This window comes from Aeromonas lacus (genome assembly GCF_000764665.1).
Lineage (GTDB): Bacteria > Pseudomonadota > Gammaproteobacteria > Enterobacterales > Aeromonadaceae > Aeromonas > Aeromonas lacus.
On sequence record NZ_JRGM01000020.1, the window covers coordinates 1 to 13,691 of the forward strand.

The 13,691-nt window shown below is 59.3% G+C and carries 16 protein-coding genes; 3 read left to right on the top strand and 13 right to left on the bottom strand.

All coding sequences use genetic code 11. The features are described from left to right. Window positions 1-596 precede the first annotated feature (596 nt). The 9 genes from LG31_RS0103105 to LG31_RS0103145 all read right to left on the bottom strand — a co-directional run bounded on the left by LG31_RS0103105 (window position 597) and on the right by LG31_RS0103145 (window position 8,527). Window positions 597-2,225 carry a methyl-accepting chemotaxis protein gene (locus tag LG31_RS0103105; RefSeq protein WP_033113047.1) on the bottom strand — a complete coding sequence of 543 codons (1,629 nt, stop codon included), beginning with the start codon at window positions 2,223-2,225 and terminating at the stop codon, window positions 597-599. A gap of 270 nt (window positions 2,226-2,495) precedes the next feature. Further along, on the bottom strand, window positions 2,496-3,368 hold the full coding sequence (locus tag LG31_RS0103110; protein WP_033113048.1) for a TIGR03899 family protein: 873 nt from the start codon (window positions 3,366-3,368) through the stop codon (window positions 2,496-2,498). A gap of 104 nt (window positions 3,369-3,472) precedes the next feature. Then, window positions 3,473-3,952 carry a DUF3299 domain-containing protein gene (locus tag LG31_RS0103115; protein WP_033113049.1) on the bottom strand — a complete coding sequence of 160 codons (480 nt, stop codon included), beginning with the start codon at window positions 3,950-3,952 and terminating at the stop codon, window positions 3,473-3,475. A 32-nt stretch (window positions 3,953-3,984) separates the two neighbouring features. After that, the gene (locus tag LG31_RS0103120) at window positions 3,985-5,232 is read right to left on the bottom strand and encodes an ABC transporter permease (protein WP_033113050.1); all 1,248 of its coding nucleotides are present in this window, start codon (window positions 5,230-5,232) and stop codon (window positions 3,985-3,987) included. Continuing rightward, window positions 5,226-5,915 carry an ABC transporter ATP-binding protein gene (locus LG31_RS0103125; RefSeq protein ID WP_033113051.1) on the bottom strand — a complete coding sequence of 230 codons (690 nt, stop codon included), beginning with the start codon at window positions 5,913-5,915 and terminating at the stop codon, window positions 5,226-5,228. Before LG31_RS0103125 ends, LG31_RS0103120 begins: the two co-directional genes overlap by 7 nt. Window positions 5,916-5,919: 4 nt before the next feature. Then, window positions 5,920-6,522 carry a DUF2796 domain-containing protein gene (locus LG31_RS0103130; RefSeq protein ID WP_033113052.1) on the bottom strand — a complete coding sequence of 201 codons (603 nt, stop codon included), beginning with the start codon at window positions 6,520-6,522 and terminating at the stop codon, window positions 5,920-5,922. A 30-nt stretch (window positions 6,523-6,552) separates the two neighbouring features. Then, on the bottom strand, window positions 6,553-6,852 hold the full coding sequence (locus LG31_RS0103135) for a DUF2607 family protein (protein WP_033113053.1): 300 nt from the start codon (window positions 6,850-6,852) through the stop codon (window positions 6,553-6,555). Between the two features lie 44 nt (window positions 6,853-6,896). Next, complete coding sequence (locus LG31_RS0103140; protein ID WP_033113054.1) at window positions 6,897-7,439, bottom strand: YtfJ family protein; 543 nt, start codon at window positions 7,437-7,439, stop codon at window positions 6,897-6,899. A 209-nt stretch (window positions 7,440-7,648) separates the two neighbouring features. Next, window positions 7,649-8,527, bottom strand: a complete 879-nt coding sequence (locus LG31_RS0103145) for a hypothetical protein (protein WP_033113055.1) — start codon at window positions 8,525-8,527, stop codon at window positions 7,649-7,651. Window positions 8,528-8,665: 138 nt separating this feature from the next. On the opposite strand from LG31_RS0103145, the gene LG31_RS0103150 reads away from it, so the two are divergent. Beyond that, window positions 8,666-9,016, top strand: coding sequence for a hypothetical protein (locus LG31_RS0103150; protein ID WP_033113056.1), 351 nt, complete (start codon window positions 8,666-8,668; stop codon window positions 9,014-9,016). Window positions 9,017-9,043: 27 nt separating this feature from the next. Here LG31_RS0103150 and ppa read toward each other — a convergent pair whose 3' ends face one another. From ppa to LG31_RS0103165, 3 genes are all read right to left on the bottom strand, one after another. After that, window positions 9,044-9,574, bottom strand: a complete 531-nt coding sequence (ppa, locus tag LG31_RS0103155) for an inorganic diphosphatase (RefSeq protein ID WP_005335667.1) — start codon at window positions 9,572-9,574, stop codon at window positions 9,044-9,046. Between the two features lie 198 nt (window positions 9,575-9,772). Continuing rightward, window positions 9,773-11,353 (bottom strand): DUF3369 domain-containing protein, encoded by a 1,581-nt coding sequence (locus LG31_RS0103160; protein WP_033113057.1) that lies wholly within the window; start codon window positions 11,351-11,353, stop codon window positions 9,773-9,775. Between the two features lie 107 nt (window positions 11,354-11,460). After that, window positions 11,461-12,342, bottom strand: coding sequence for a LysR family transcriptional regulator (locus tag LG31_RS0103165; protein ID WP_033113058.1), 882 nt, complete (start codon window positions 12,340-12,342; stop codon window positions 11,461-11,463). Between the two features lie 160 nt (window positions 12,343-12,502). Here LG31_RS0103165 and LG31_RS0103170 point away from each other — a divergent pair, with 160 nt between their 5' ends. Both LG31_RS0103170 and LG31_RS0103175 read left to right on the top strand, forming a co-directional pair. Continuing rightward, window positions 12,503-12,907, top strand: a complete 405-nt coding sequence (locus LG31_RS0103170) for an SMR family transporter (RefSeq protein WP_081849381.1) — start codon at window positions 12,503-12,505, stop codon at window positions 12,905-12,907. Next, window positions 12,895-13,215, top strand: a complete 321-nt coding sequence (locus LG31_RS0103175) for an SMR family transporter (RefSeq protein WP_033113059.1) — start codon at window positions 12,895-12,897, stop codon at window positions 13,213-13,215. Before LG31_RS0103170 ends, LG31_RS0103175 begins: the two co-directional genes overlap by 13 nt. Window positions 13,216-13,284: 69 nt before the next feature. Here the strand turns inward: LG31_RS0103175 and gloA2 are convergent, their stop codons facing one another. Then, entirely contained in the window at window positions 13,285-13,686 is a 402-nt protein-coding gene (gloA2, locus tag LG31_RS0103180; protein ID WP_033113060.1) for an SMU1112c/YaeR family gloxylase I-like metalloprotein, read from the bottom strand. Between the last annotated feature and the right edge of the window lie 5 nt (window positions 13,687-13,691).

Genomic DNA, 13,691 nt, shown 5'->3' on the forward strand with positions numbered 1-13,691 from the left:
AAGTTATAATTGCTACCACTGTATGAAATGTGATTTAAATTATCACTTATAGTGATGCCATCAATAAGCCCAATAAGTTTTGAAAATCTTTCAACCCCACTGAATTGAAAATTTTTCTTGTCAAATAAAATCAGATAATTTACTTCCGTGTTCATGTTAGTTTCCATTATATGGAGCTGTTGATAAAATTCTATACATTATGGATATATAATACATCTCGTATGTTGGGCTATGCTCTGCGCCAACCAACAAAAACCACGCTACCGCCCCTGAATGACAGCCTCCAGTCTGCTGCTTGTTACTTGCGATATGGCACTGGCTTGGCTCATGGCTGACTCCGGCAAGAGGGTTGTCAAACGGCTATGTTACCGAACGGGGCTGAGTGGGAAAGTGGGCGCTGGCTGTTTTATGAGCAAGATCAACAAATTAATTTGTAACGGGCTGCGATATGGCCGTGCAACATCGGCAGCTATCTGCACAGAGGGAGATCGGACGGGGAAACGGCAGTGTCGCCTCTTGTTGGCGGGCATTAAAAAACCACATGGGCCCTTGGGCCCATGTGGTTTTTCTGCAGTGATTGCTTGTCTTTATCTGGCTTAGCGAACCGGCACCACGCGGGCGGCCGGCATCTCGTAGCGGCTCTGGGTTGCCGGAGCCCCTTTCTGGAACTGACGCACCAGACGGTTGAGGTCGCTCAGCTGGGTCACCAGCTGGGTGATGCCGTGGACGGCGTGCTGGCTGCCGACACTGGAGTCATCGGCCAGGGTCTTGATACTGAGCACGTTGCGGTTGATCTCGGCAGTGACGTGGGATTGCTCTTGTACTGCGTGGGCAATCTGGCTGCTGCCGGAGGCAACCTGCTGCAGCATGCTGTTGATTTGCTGCAGGATGGCGCCGGTGGCCGATGCCTTCTGCTGGCAGCTGTCCGCCAGCAGGCAGCCCTTCTCCATCGCCTGCTCTGCTTCGCCGGAGCTGTTCTGCAGCTCGGTGATCATCTTCTGGATTTCGCTGGTAGAGGACTGGGTCTTGATGGCGAGCGAGCGGATCTCGTCGGCGACCACCGAGAAACCACGGCCCGCCTCGCCAGCACGGGCGGCTTCGATGGCGGCATTGAGGGCCAGCAGGTTGGTCTGGTTGGCGATGTTGTTGATGACATCGAGGATGCCGTCGATATCGCGGCAGTGGCCGACCAGCGCGCTGATGACAGTTCTGGAGGTGGTCAGTTCGCTGTTCATGCCAGCGACGGCGGCGACGGTTTCGGTGACGCTGCTGTTGCCGCTCTTGAACAGGTCGGCGGTCTCGTCCAGCAGGCTGGAGGAGTCGGTCGAACTCTGCGAGACCTCGCGAATGGACTCGGACATCTCGGTGATGGCGGTCGCCACCTGATTGGTCTCGGCCTGTTGCTGCTGCAGGTTCTCGGTGATGGATTCGGCATTGCGCAGATCCCCCTCGGCGGCTTGCAGGATCCGGCTGCAGGTCTGCTGGGTGCGGGCCAGCACGGCGTTGAACTCGGCCTGATTCATCACCATCGAGAGCTCGATGGCGGCGATGTTGTCCACCTTGTTGGTGTAGAGCAGCTGCATCAGCGGGTTGTCAAAGCGGCTGCGGGCCATCTTGTTGAGCTTGCCGAGGCGGCGAGAGAGGGCGTTCAGGGTGATGGCGGCCACGGCCAGCGGAATGGCGGCCAGCGACAACTGCCAGCCCAGCGGGTTGGTGAAGGAGAGGCTGAGAATGGTCGCCAGACTCAGCAGCAGGCAGAGGTTGATAGCCAGGGTGTGGGAGAAGGTCGGCAGTTTCAGCGCCAGCGGCAACTTGTTGTTGCGCAGGTCGGCATAGACCTTCTCGGCACGCTGTTTGATCTCTTCACTCGGTGCGGTGCGTACTGACTGGTATTCGACGACCCGGCCATTGGCATCCTTGATGGGGGTGACAAAGGCGCTGACCCAGTAGTGGTCGCCATTTTTGCAGCGGTTCTTCACCGGCCCCATCCAGCTTTTTCCATCCCGGATGTGACCCCACAAATCAGCGAAGGCTTGTTTTGGCATGTCCGGGTGGCGCACCAGATTGTGGTGTTGTCCCACCAGTTCGTCCAGCTGGAAGCCGGCAATCTCGCAGAACTCGTCATTGGCGTAAGTGATACGACTCTCCAGATCCGTGGTGGAGATGAGGCTCTGGTGTTCCGGATAGAGACGTTCGCGTTGGGTAACCGGTTGATTGACTCTCATGGCGTTGCTCCCGAACTATGGTGGTTGAATTTTGATCTACATCAAAAGTATCTGCAAAGGATGGGCCATGTTCCGTTTTTAATGATTTTTATGTCATTAAAGGGCTGGCGAGCGTGGTGGTGGGGATTTTGTTTTGCAAGTTGCAAAAAATGGGGGCGGTGAGGGGGGCTCGATCTGCATTTTGCACATCATTTTGACGATGAGACCAATGCAGAGCGCTCTATTCGCAATAAGGGAGGGCTTGCCTCCCCGGGGTATTCAGGAACGGGTTCAGGGATGGCTTGCGGGAGTGGGCTCGGTGGTGGAGGGGGGCGGCTCGCTCGGTTGTTGCTGCACCTCTATCTGCATCCCCTGCACCAGCACGGTTTTCAGATCCTGCAGGTACTCATCCAGCGGCGCATCGGTGAGCAGCTGGGCCAGCTCGTTGCCCACCGGGGTGAGCCGGTAGTAGAGCAGGGTGATGTTGTTCTGCTTGCGCTGCAGCCGCCAGCGCTGGTTGCCAAACTCCAGCTCCACCCCATCGGCGGGCAGCGGGCCGGATTCCAGCTCGCCCTTGTGCAGCAGACCGAGCTCGAACAGCTGCAACAGGGCGCTGTAGGGGAGGCGATATTTGCCGAGCCCCAGCCGGGTTGCCTTGGCGCGGCTCAGCAGGCTGGCGCCCTTGTGCAGCCCCAGCAGCAGGCGCTGCTCGTCACTGCCCGCATAGTGGCAGGTGAGGGAGCAGATGCGCTGGAACAGCTGGGCTTCGCGCTGGGTCATCTCCTTCAGGGTGGAGAGCGCCCGAATGGAGAAGCGACCCGGGGTGGCGACCTCCAGCGCGAAGATCCGCCCCCACAGCTGCTGCATCGGCACCATGCTGATATCTTCCGCCAGTTGCAGGAAGCGGGTCAGCCAGTCGCTGTCCATCTCGCCGCCGGCGGCGGTCTCTTCACAGTGACGGGAAGCCATCACCATGATGGCTTCCAGATTGCGCTGGCGGGCGGCCTGATCCGCCAGATGGCGAAAGGTAGCGCGCTGTTCGAAGGTGCTGTCGCTGTTGCGGGTGAGCATGCCGTCGATGCCGCGGCTGCGTGCCAGACGCAGAGTCTGCTCCTGACTGCTCAGGATCGAACTCTCTTTCTTGGGGGGGGGCAGATCGGCCATGCTGACTCCATTCGCACAGGTGCAGGAGGTGAATGTTACTCCAAGCCAAGTTTGAAGATAACAAAGCGGCCTCCGTGGAGGCCGCTTTTTTTGCAAAGGGAGGATTACTCCTCGTAAACGCTCACCTCCACCGCATCCATGGCGTAGGAGGCGGTGGCCATTTCGTGGCTGGAGCTGACGGTGCGCATCTTGCCCTTGACCCAGATGGCGTCCCACAGGTCATCCACCGGCGCTCCCTTGGGGTAGCTCACATAGACCACCTGATTGGTGGGCGGGGGCGGCACGTGGATGCAGGCGCCAAAGTAGGGCACCAGCAGGAAGGCGGTGATCTTCTTGGCATCTCCTTCCAGCGGCACCACGAAGCCCGGCAGCCGCACATTCTGCTCATTCAGCTTCTTGTTCACACCACCCACAGGTTGCGGCACCGAGGCAAAGTTGCCGTCATGGTTGATCGCCGGGGGCGGCTGGATCTTCTCTCCCTGCGGGATGAGCACGTCCCAGTCGATGGTCTTGTAATCGTCTGCGGCCATGGCGGGCAGTGCCAGCAGGCTGGCGAGCAGCGCCACTATTTTCCACTTCATCATCTGTCCTTCTGTTTCTATTTTTGGGCGTCTCGCTAGACGCGAATACTCATGCCATCGCTCAGGCTGTAGCGGTAGGCGCGGGCGGCGGGGAGCAGGCCGATCACCATGCCCGCCAGCCACACCAGCCCCAGCAACTGCCACTCGTAGGCGCTCGGCAGCCCCAGACTCAGTTGCAGGCCATAGTGGCTGAGCAGCCAGGGGGTAGCAAGCCCCTGCCCGAGATAGAGCACAGCCACCCCGAACGCGATGCCAACCGTGGTCAGCGCCATTGCCTCCAGCGCCAGCAGCAGGAACAGGTGGGCGGGGCCGGCACCGAGGGAGCGCAATATGGCGAGCTCGCGGCGCCGTTCGTTAAGCCCGGCGAGCAAGGTGGTCAGCATGCCGATAAGGCCTGCCACCACAACGAAACCGGCGATGACCGACAGGGCGGTTTCCGCCACGCTCATCAGGCTCCACAGCTCCTGCAGGGCGGTGCCCGGCAAGATCGCCATCAGCGGCTCTCTGGGATAGGTGTTGATGGTGCGTTGCAGCTGGAACGCCAGAATGCGGTTGCTCAGCCCCACCATAAAGGCGGTGATGGTTTTTGGGGTGAGATCCTGCGCCAGCGCCTGCTCCGGGGTGACGTTCTTGCTGTGGCGGCCGGTATCCCAACCGAGATGGATCGCCTCGATCCCCGCCAGCGGCACATGGATGGTGCGATCGATGGGCGTACCGGTCGGCGCCAGAATGCCCACCACCTTGAACGGTAGGTTGTCGTGCTGGCTGAAGGAGGTGTTGCCGGCGCCGTGGGCGATGACGATGGACTGGCCAAGGTGATAGCCGAGCTTCTCGGCCACCTGGGCGCCCAGCACAGCTTCAAACGGCGTGTCGAATGGTCGCCCCTCGCGCAGTTGCAGCGACTGCTGCTGGCCGTACTTCAGGTGGGTGAAGTAGTCGCCGTTGGTGCCGAGCACCCGAAATCCCTTGTGGGAGTCGCCAAGGGAGAGCGGGATGGTCCAGGCGATGCCGGGGCGCTGCTTGATGGCCTGATAGGAGTCCCAGCCTACGTTGTTGGTGGGGTTGCCGATGCGAAACACCGAGTAGAGCAGCAGATTCACCTGACCGGAGCGGGCGCCGACGATGAGATCGGTGCCCGAGACGGTATTGGCAAAGCTGTCGCGCGCCTGATTGCGCACCCGCTCCACCCCGAGCAGCAGGGTGACGCTGATGGCGATGGCCAGCAGGGTGAGCCCGGCGGTGAGGCGACGGGCCCAGAGACTTTGCAGGGCGAGAGTCAGCATGATGCCCTCCGGTTGAGCTGTTGCAGGTTCTCCACCCGCGGGAAGAGCGGTTCGAGGTAAGGATCGTGGCTGACGAAGATGAGGGTCGAACCCTGCTTGTCGCACTCCTCGAACAACAGCTTGATAAAGGCGGCACGGTTGTCAGTGTCGAGGGCCGAGGTGGGCTCGTCGGCAATCACCAGCGGCGGCGAGCCAATGAGAGCGCGTGCCGCAGCGACCCGCTGCTGCTGGCCAATGCTGAGGGCGTGCACGGGACGATGCAGCGCTTCGTCCGGCAGTTGCAGCTCTGCCAGCAGGCGGCGCGCCTCCTGTTGTGGCGAGGCTTGCAGCCGGCTTCGCTTCTCGTGGGAGAAGGTGAGCGCAGCGGTGACGTTATCCAGCACCGAGAGAAACGGCAGCAGGTTGAACTGCTGGAAGATGTAACCGAGATTGGCCGCCCGGAAATGGTCACGAGCGCGGCCAGAGAGCCGGGCCAGTGGCTGGCCCAGCACCTCCAGGGTGCCGTGGTTGGCGGTCTGGATCCCGGCCAGCAGGCCGAGCAGTGTCGATTTTCCGGAGCCCGACGGCCCCTTGATAAAGACCCGCTCGCCCTTTGCAATGGTCAGGGTGGGCAGGTCGAGTACAACCTCGTGACCCGGCCAGGCAAAGGCCAGATCGCGGATCTCAACCACGGCGTTTTTCATGGCGTTACCAGCTCAGCTTGTTGGCGGACGGGGTCAGTTCGGCTGCGGTCTGGCCGGTGGGCAGGATCCCCTGCACGCTCAGCTTCTCAAGGCTTGGATAGACGCCGAACAGGGTCGCTTCAAGGCCGGTGAGTTTGGCCGGTGTGGCGCAGGTGTAGGTATACATGGCGCCCATATCGGCGTGACCCGCTTCGTCATGATCATGGTGGTGCTCATGCTCGCCGCTGGCAGCCTTGTCATGGTCATGGTCATGGTCATGGTCATGGTCATGGTCATGGTCGTGATCTTCTTTGGCGGCCTGCAGCTCCTGCCGGGTCAGCTTGCAGCCGGCGGCCGGGTCGAAGCGGAACAGGGTGTCAGGCTGCTGGAGGCGGGTGATAGACTTGGCGTATTGCGCTTTCTCTTCATCGCTCTTGGCTGCGTGCTCGAAGCCCACCAGATCGGCGGCAGGTGCTTGCAGCTCGATCATCAGCTGGTCGCCATCGACCACCAGATTGAGGTGGCCGTGGCCATGTTCGTGGGCGCCGTGGCTGTGACTTTCGTGTTCATCGTGATTGGCGTGCGCGGCAAAGGTGGCTACCGCCAGCAACAGGGTAACTGCTTTCATCTTGAATCCTTTTAATAACAAAAAGAGAAATTAAACAAAGGGATAGATAAAAGCGGAGAGCGGCGGCGCACGGATTGCGTAGCTGTGGGGCGGGGTGGCATCTGCCGAATGTTGCATGAGTGCAACAACAGGTGTGTCGGCCGTTTTATCAGCGTAACAATAAGGGGTAGGGGTGATCGCCTGTTTGCCATCCAGATGGAGGGCGCAGACCACACAGTGGTGGTTGTCGTGACCGGGCTGGGCGGAGTCAAGCTGATGCCGGGCAAGGGCAGGCTGCAGCCATAACCAGCCCAGCAACACGATCCAGATTTTCAGCTTGATACGACCCATAGACCCTTATGGAAAGGGCGCCATCAGCGCCCTTTCTCTCTGACTTAGAGATGGGACTTGATGAGCCCCATCACGGTTGCGATGTTGTTGGCATCGAGCTGGCCATCTTTGGCAAACAGCACCTTGCCCTCTTTATCCAGCAGGATGATGGCTGAACTCTCCGGCGCCAGATCCCAGGCGTTGCGCGCCATACCCTTGGCATCCAGCACGATGGCGGACCAGGGGAACTCTTTCTTGCTGCCCTCGGCACTGCTCGTCACAAAACCGGAGGTGCCCCAGATGGCGTCATTGCTGTTGATGATGGTGACGGTCTGGTACTTGTCATGGGGCAGATGAGCCGCCTTGATCGCCTCGATCATCGGTGCATTCAGCTCTTTGGCACTGGTGCGACCGGCGATGTGCTGGATCAGGAAGACCTTGCCGGTGAGCGCCTTGCTCTGCCACGGCTGGTAGCTGATCTCCTTGCCGCTGAGTACCAGCTCACCCTTGTCGCTGATATTGACCAGCGGAACCGGGTTCGCTTCCTTGATGTTGCTGGCGAAGGCGAGGCAGGGCAGCAGCGCCAAAGTAAGTACGAGATGTTTCATCCTGATGACACTCCATTTGTTATGTTATAACGAGTTTCAGATTGAGGGAATGGGCGAGCTTCATCCTAAACTGATCGGATCTGTTTAAAAAGTGTTAAATAGAATAGCAATTCGGAAGTGCCACCACCCCGTCGGTTTGACGAGGTGGGCTAGGATGGCATGACATCGATAAAAATCAATGAATTGGCAGCTGGTCTGAGCTCTCGGGTTCAGTAGAGCGGCTGGCTGACGAGGGGGATCCTGGCCAGCGCCATCTGCTGCACCATCAGCGGAGATCCGGTCAGCAATATCTGACGCTGGTTGTTGATCATCAGGGTATCGCCCTTGAGGCCGCTGTCGGCGGTGATGGCGAGCCAGGCGGGCGAGACGCTGCCGATGCTGATATCGGGATAGATGATGCTGAGCACATATTGCGGCGCCAGCTCTGCCAGCAGGCTGGCCATCAGCAGCGCCTTCTCGTCGCTGTCGGCCTTGTTCTCCTGCAGCGCCTGCAGCGGCGGCGCGAAGTGATCCATCTGTTCAGGCTGGGTCGGGATGGCGTTCAGCCACTCTTGCAGCAGGCTGACGCTGGTGGCGAGATCCTTGGCGGCAAACTGGCGGGCCAGCGGCTTGAGGGAGTCCTTGAAGTGGTAGAAGAGCCGCGAGTAGTCGGGCCGCACGCAGGGTAGCTTGCGATTGGAGGGATGCACGCAGGGCACCACCATCATCTGGTAGAAGGCATCATCCTGATACTGCTGGTACGCCTGCCAGAAAAGTTGCGACTCCATGCTGTCATCGTGCAGGGTGAAGGCCTGCTCCAGCGAGCGAAACTTGGTGGCGGTCTCGGGGCTGTACTGATTGATGAGATTGATGCTGTTGTAGAGCCTGGGCCCTATGTAGGCGTAGAGGGTCTCCAGCGGCTTGGTGAGGGAGGCATCGAGCAGCTGCATCTCGTGCTGGCTCGCTGCCAGGGTCTGGTCATCTGTGGTCAGCTGAAAGTGCTGGTGCTGACCCCCCGGCGATTGCCACTGCCAGCTCATCTGGATCTCGCTGGCATGAGCGGTGGTAGAGAGGGTCAAAGCGAGTAACAGCGCGGCGATTGGCTTCATGGCGGTGTTTCCTGCCGGGGATGATAATTAACAACTAGGTGAGACGGGGCCAGTTTGGCGATGTTTCGTTTTGTGAACCGGATAACAGACTGATGTGGCTTTAAATTTAATTGTGAAAAAAAGTCACGAGGAGGGGTTATGAAGCTGTGGCTCTTGGGATGGCTGGTGGCGATGAGCCTGCCTGCAGTGGCGGGGCCTGTCATCGTCAGCAAGGGAGATGACGGTATCGATGCCTTTGCCCTGCGCGACAAGCTGGCGCGCGAACATGAGTGGCAGGAGTGGTTGCGCTTCCAGCAGGCCATCAAGTGGCTGGAGGTGCTGCCGGTCAATTGCGAGCTGGTGAGTCAGAAGGAGGGAGGGTATCGCTGCGGGAGCGATTATTACCGTCCCTACCAGCAACAAGATGGTCGTGAAATATATATTCAGGGGGATCCTGCTGGCGAAACGCCCCCAAATTTGCCGCAACAACCCACTAAAAAGGCGCCATAAGGCGCCTTTTTTATCTGCAGGTTGCGCTTATTTTGCAGCGTAACGCTCGGCAGAGGTTTTGATCTCGGCTTCGGCAGCGGCCTTGTCGCCCCAACCTTCCACCTTGACCCATTTGCCTGCTTCCAGCTCTTTGTAGCGCTCGAAGAAGTGCTGGATCTGTGCTTTCAGCAGTTCCGGCAGATCGTTTACATCCTGGATGTGGTCGTACTGCTTGGTCAGCTTGGAGTGCGGGACGGCAACGATCTTGGCATCTTCGCCAGATTCGTCGGTCATCTTCAGCACGCCAACCGGGCGGCAGCGGATAACGGAGCCAGCCAGCAGCGGGTAGGGGGTCGGAACCAGTACGTCGACGGGGTCACCATCCAGAGAGAGGGTCGCGTTCACGTAGCCGTAGTTGCACGGATAGAACATCGGGGTGGACATGAAGCGATCGACGAAAATCGCGCCGCTATCCTTGTCGACTTCGTATTTGATCGGGTCGGCATTCTGCGGGATTTCGATGATGACGTAGATATCGTCGGGCAGGCTCTTGCCGGCCGGTACCAGGTTCAGGCTCATGATATTTCCTTGGTTTTAATATCGGGTTTGCAGGCCGACATTATAGCGATGTGATGTTAAATGACCATATTTCAGCGGATATCGCCGCCAAAGAGAGAGGATGTTTATCGTGTGGGGATAGTAGGTGTGCGGTAAATGCAACAAATCGGCAGTTTTCATGCCATACCGATGGGTTGTGTCACCGGTATGGCATGAGATTCAGAGCGAGTAGGGAAGCCGCGATTCGTTGACCAGTCGGGCGAGGGCCGCCACGACATGGGGGTCAAACTGGGTACCCGAGCGGCACTGGATGTACTCCATGGTCTGCTCCAGCGTCCAGGGCTCCTTGTAGGGGCGTTTGCTCAGCAGGGCATCGAACACATCGACCACCGCCACAATCCGCGCCGAGAGCGGGATCTGCTGACCAGCCAGCCGTTCGGGGTAACCCTTGCCGTCAAAATGCTCGTGGTGGCCACGGGCAATCTCGGCTCCGAGCGACAGGTAGCTGGTGCCTTCCACCATTTCGCCCGCCTTGTGCAGTATGTTGGCGCCAATGCCGGCATGCTGTTCCATGATGGCCCGCTCGTCGGGATCGAAGCGCCCCGGCTTGTGCAGGATATGGTCCGGTGTGCCCACTTTGCCCACATCGTGCAGGATGGAGGCCATACCGATCATCTCGACAAACTCGGGGGTGAGCTGCTCGGGGTAGGCGGCCATCTGCTGCAGCTCTTCCACCAGGGCATCGGAGAGCTTCTGGACCCGCAAGACGTGTTCGCCGGTGTCCGAGTCGCGGAACTCCGCCAGCGCAGCCAGCGCCACCACGGTCGCCTCCTGAGCTCGCAGCAACTGGTTGTAGAGATAGAGGTTGTCATAGGCGGCAGAGATACGCTGGCAGAACACATCCAGCAGATCGCACTCTAGGGGATCGAGGGGCTGGGTGGGGGTAAAGCTCAGCACGAACTCCCGGCCATTCTGGGCAGCTATATAGAGCGAGTCTTGCGGGTGTTCAAAGCGGTTGCAGCGGGCAGCCAGCGCCTTGGTCACCGATTCGTTGAGGGTCGGGAAGTCGGTGAGACTACCCTGGCTCAGCAGGGTTTCATAGTCACCGGTTGCTGCCAGGATTTCCAGTTTCTGCTCGCCCGGGCGGCGTTCGGCGCAGATGGCCCCTTCGGTACCGACGTCCAGAATCGCGCTGATCTGTTTGAGCACGCCGGAGGCAAACTCCCTGAGCGAATGGAGATGATAGAGGTCTCCCGCCCCTTCCAGGATCTTGCCAAGACCTTGCCGGCTCTTGTCGATGGCACTCAGCGTTTCATATGAGCGCAGGGAGGCGATGACGGTGGTGTAGAGCTTTTGTACCGTCAGCTCGGTCTTGGTCTTGTAGTCGTTGATATCGTAATCGAGGATCACCCGCTGCTCTGGCGCCTGACCGGGCTGGCCGGTCCGCAGCACGATACGCACCAGCGAGTTATGCATTTCATTGCGGATCTTGTGCACCAGCCGCAGGCCGGCGTCTTCGGTCTCCATCACCACATCCAGCAGGATCAGGGCAATTCTGGGATTGGCTTCCAGCATGGTGGCGGCTTCAGCACCGCTGTAAGCGTTGAGCAGTTCGAGCGGGCGGGATTTGTACTGAATATTGGAGAGGGCAAGGCGGGTAGCATGATGAATGTCGGGTTCATCATCCACGATCAGCACCTGCCAGGGGTTGAGTGCCTTGGGGGTAACGACTTCTTCGTCATCGAGTTCGATGATGTCGTCATCCAGCCAAATGTCGTCCTTGTCTTGGGCACTGCTCATATCGGTTACGCCTCCGGCGTTCAATGAGTATGTAAACAGTATGCACGATCATGCTCGGTAGACGCATCAGCTTAAATGCAGATCGTGAGCTTGCTCTGCCATTGCGCCTACTCGAATGGTTCCAGATATGTCTGGATTGAGCGCTTCAACCAGGCCAGTGCCTTGCCGTGATAGGCATTCTGCGCCAGATAGACCCCGTAATCCCGCCACTGCAGGCTGAACTTGTGTTTCAGGGTCAGTAGCGAACCCTGCCTCAGCTGGCTCTGTATGAGGGGTGAGGGGAGCACCGCCCAGCCAAGGCCGTCCAGCACCGTATTGCGCATCAACTCGAAGCTGGAGAGACCAATATGCTTGCCGCCCACTGGCAGCAGGCTTTTTACAGAAAACTCATCCACATAGGAGAGTGTAACCTGAGTGTGATCGGTGAGATCCTGCTGCACCACCCGTTTCAACGTTGCCAGCGGGTGGTTGGGGGCGACCACCATCAGGGTGCGGATCGGGTTGAGCAGATCGATGTGGAGGCCGCTGCGCTCCTGATCTTCGGTAATGAGGCCGAAAGCGGCATCGACAAATCCCTCCTCGACCAGTGCGGGTAATTCGGGCGGGGAGGCGAGCACCAGCGAGATGCTGGTACCGGGAAACTGGCTGTGCAGTCCAGCCAGCATCTCGCGCCATACCTGTTCGGGGATGGCGTCATCGCGGGCGATCCGCAGCGCCACTTCGGCGCCCGAAGCGTAGTGCTCGCATTTCTGTTGCAGGCTGTTGGCGGCCTGCAGCAGGCGGGTGCAGTCATCCAGCACCAGCTCGCCGATCTCGGTCAGCCGACTCTGGTTGGCACCGCGTTCAAAAAGTTCGACGCCAAGCTCGACTTCAAGAGCCGCAATGGCGGTACTGACGGCACTGCGGCTCTTGCCAAGACGGCGGGCAGTGCTGGCGATGGAGCCACTATTGGCGGACTCGACAAAGAGTTCTATCTGATAAAGTTTCATGGTTTACGGCATATGACACAGATGATCCCATCTTCACCTTACCCTGCCCCCGACTGACAAGGCAAACGAGTAGCGTCGATATTGTCGACGCTCAGCGACTCCCGCCAAAGAGAGTGCCCGAGCTACCATCTCTCCCGTCGCAGCAACAAAAGGAAATTTTATGTTATTCAGTCGCATGCTTTTAGCTCGAATATTTTTGACGGGCGCCATAGTGACCGAGGTGGCAGGCACCTCGAGTATGGCGATGATCCCCGAGAACGATGCCGGATGGCTCAACTATTTGCCGATGTGGGTGCTGATTTCGCTCTCGTATCTGCTACTGGCCAAAGCCGCCAAAACAATCTCCATTGGTATTGCCTTTGCGTTGTGGGAGGGGCTGGGGATTGCGCTGATCACCGTCGTCTCCGTGATGTTCCTCGACTACAACCTGAGTGCTCAGGAGTTGATTGGTCTGGGGCTGGCGATAGTGGGTATTGTTATGGTGACCATGGGGGAGTGCCACGATGAGCCGACAAGTGCTCACGGTGACACCCGCAATGGCGAGGAGGTTGTATGCACCCGTTAATTATCGTTTTTGGCGCAGCTCTGCTGGATATCGGCGCCAACATGGCGATCAACCGCTCGGTCGGCTTTCGCTACAAGAGGTGGGGTTTCCTCGGCATCCTGCTGGTGCTGATGGCCTTTACCCTGCTCTCCGAGGCGGTTAGCGGTGGCAAGATCGACCTGGCCGTGGCCTACGCGACCTGGGGTGCCATCGGTATTCTCGGTACTGCGCTGGGTGGCTTGCTCATCTTCCGCGAGCGCCTCAAGCCCATCGGCTGGGCCGGCATGATGGTGATGGCACTGGCTGTCGCCATGCTGACCACCGCCTGATAAAGCGCCAGCAATAAATAAAAAAGCCGCCCGGTTCGCCGGGCGGCTTTTTGTTTGGCCGATGCAGACTCAGCGCGGCGCTTCGTAGAGCTCCAGCGGCAGGCCGTCGGGGTCAGCGAAAAAGGTGAAGCGCTTGCCGGTCAGCTCATCCACCCGCACCGGCTCCACAGCGACTTGGTGGGCATGCAGATGGGCGATGACGCGGTCAAGGTCGCCGACCCGAAAGGCCAAATGACGCAGTCCGCATGCCTCTGGCGTAGAGGGGCGCTTGGGGGTGATAGGGAAGCTGAACAGCTCCAGCTGGCTGCCATCCGGCAGGGCCAGATCCAGTTTCCACGACTGGCGCGCCTCGCGCAGGGTCTCTGCAATGATGGGCAGGCCCAGCACCTCGTGATAGAAGTGGCGCGAGCGAGCGTAATCGCTGGCGATGATGGCAACGTGGTGGATGGCCTCAAACAGCGGCTGGTTCATGGTGA

Coding starts and splice junctions, on each gene's coding strand:
- LG31_RS0103105 (WP_033113047.1), bottom strand. CDS start 2,225: ATGAGAGTCAATCAACCGGTTACCCAACGCGAACGTCTCTATCCGGAA.
- LG31_RS0103135 (WP_033113053.1), bottom strand. CDS start 6,852: ATGGGTCGTATCAAGCTGAAAATCTGGATCGTGTTGCTGGGCTGGTTA.
- gloA2 (WP_033113060.1), bottom strand. CDS start 13,686: ATGAACCAGCCGCTGTTTGAGGCCATCCACCACGTTGCCATCATCGCC.
- LG31_RS0103110 (WP_033113048.1), bottom strand. CDS start 3,368: ATGGCCGATCTGCCCCCCCCCAAGAAAGAGAGTTCGATCCTGAGCAGT.
- ppa (WP_005335667.1), bottom strand. CDS start 9,574: ATGAGCCTGAACCTGGTACCGGCCGGCAAGAGCCTGCCCGACGATATC.
- LG31_RS0103160 (WP_033113057.1), bottom strand. CDS start 11,353: ATGAGCAGTGCCCAAGACAAGGACGACATTTGGCTGGATGACGACATC.
- LG31_RS0103125 (WP_033113051.1), bottom strand. CDS start 5,915: ATGAAAAACGCCGTGGTTGAGATCCGCGATCTGGCCTTTGCCTGGCCG.
- LG31_RS0103170 (WP_081849381.1), top strand. CDS start 12,503: ATGTTATTCAGTCGCATGCTTTTAGCTCGAATATTTTTGACGGGCGCC.
- LG31_RS0103120 (WP_033113050.1), bottom strand. CDS start 5,232: ATGCTGACTCTCGCCCTGCAAAGTCTCTGGGCCCGTCGCCTCACCGCC.
- LG31_RS0103115 (WP_033113049.1), bottom strand. CDS start 3,952: ATGATGAAGTGGAAAATAGTGGCGCTGCTCGCCAGCCTGCTGGCACTG.
- LG31_RS0103145 (WP_033113055.1), bottom strand. CDS start 8,527: ATGAAGCCAATCGCCGCGCTGTTACTCGCTTTGACCCTCTCTACCACC.
- LG31_RS0103150 (WP_033113056.1), top strand. CDS start 8,666: ATGAAGCTGTGGCTCTTGGGATGGCTGGTGGCGATGAGCCTGCCTGCA.
- LG31_RS0103140 (WP_033113054.1), bottom strand. CDS start 7,439: ATGAAACATCTCGTACTTACTTTGGCGCTGCTGCCCTGCCTCGCCTTC.
- LG31_RS0103175 (WP_033113059.1), top strand. CDS start 12,895: ATGCACCCGTTAATTATCGTTTTTGGCGCAGCTCTGCTGGATATCGGC.
- LG31_RS0103130 (WP_033113052.1), bottom strand. CDS start 6,522: ATGAAAGCAGTTACCCTGTTGCTGGCGGTAGCCACCTTTGCCGCGCAC.
- LG31_RS0103165 (WP_033113058.1), bottom strand. CDS start 12,342: ATGAAACTTTATCAGATAGAACTCTTTGTCGAGTCCGCCAATAGTGGC.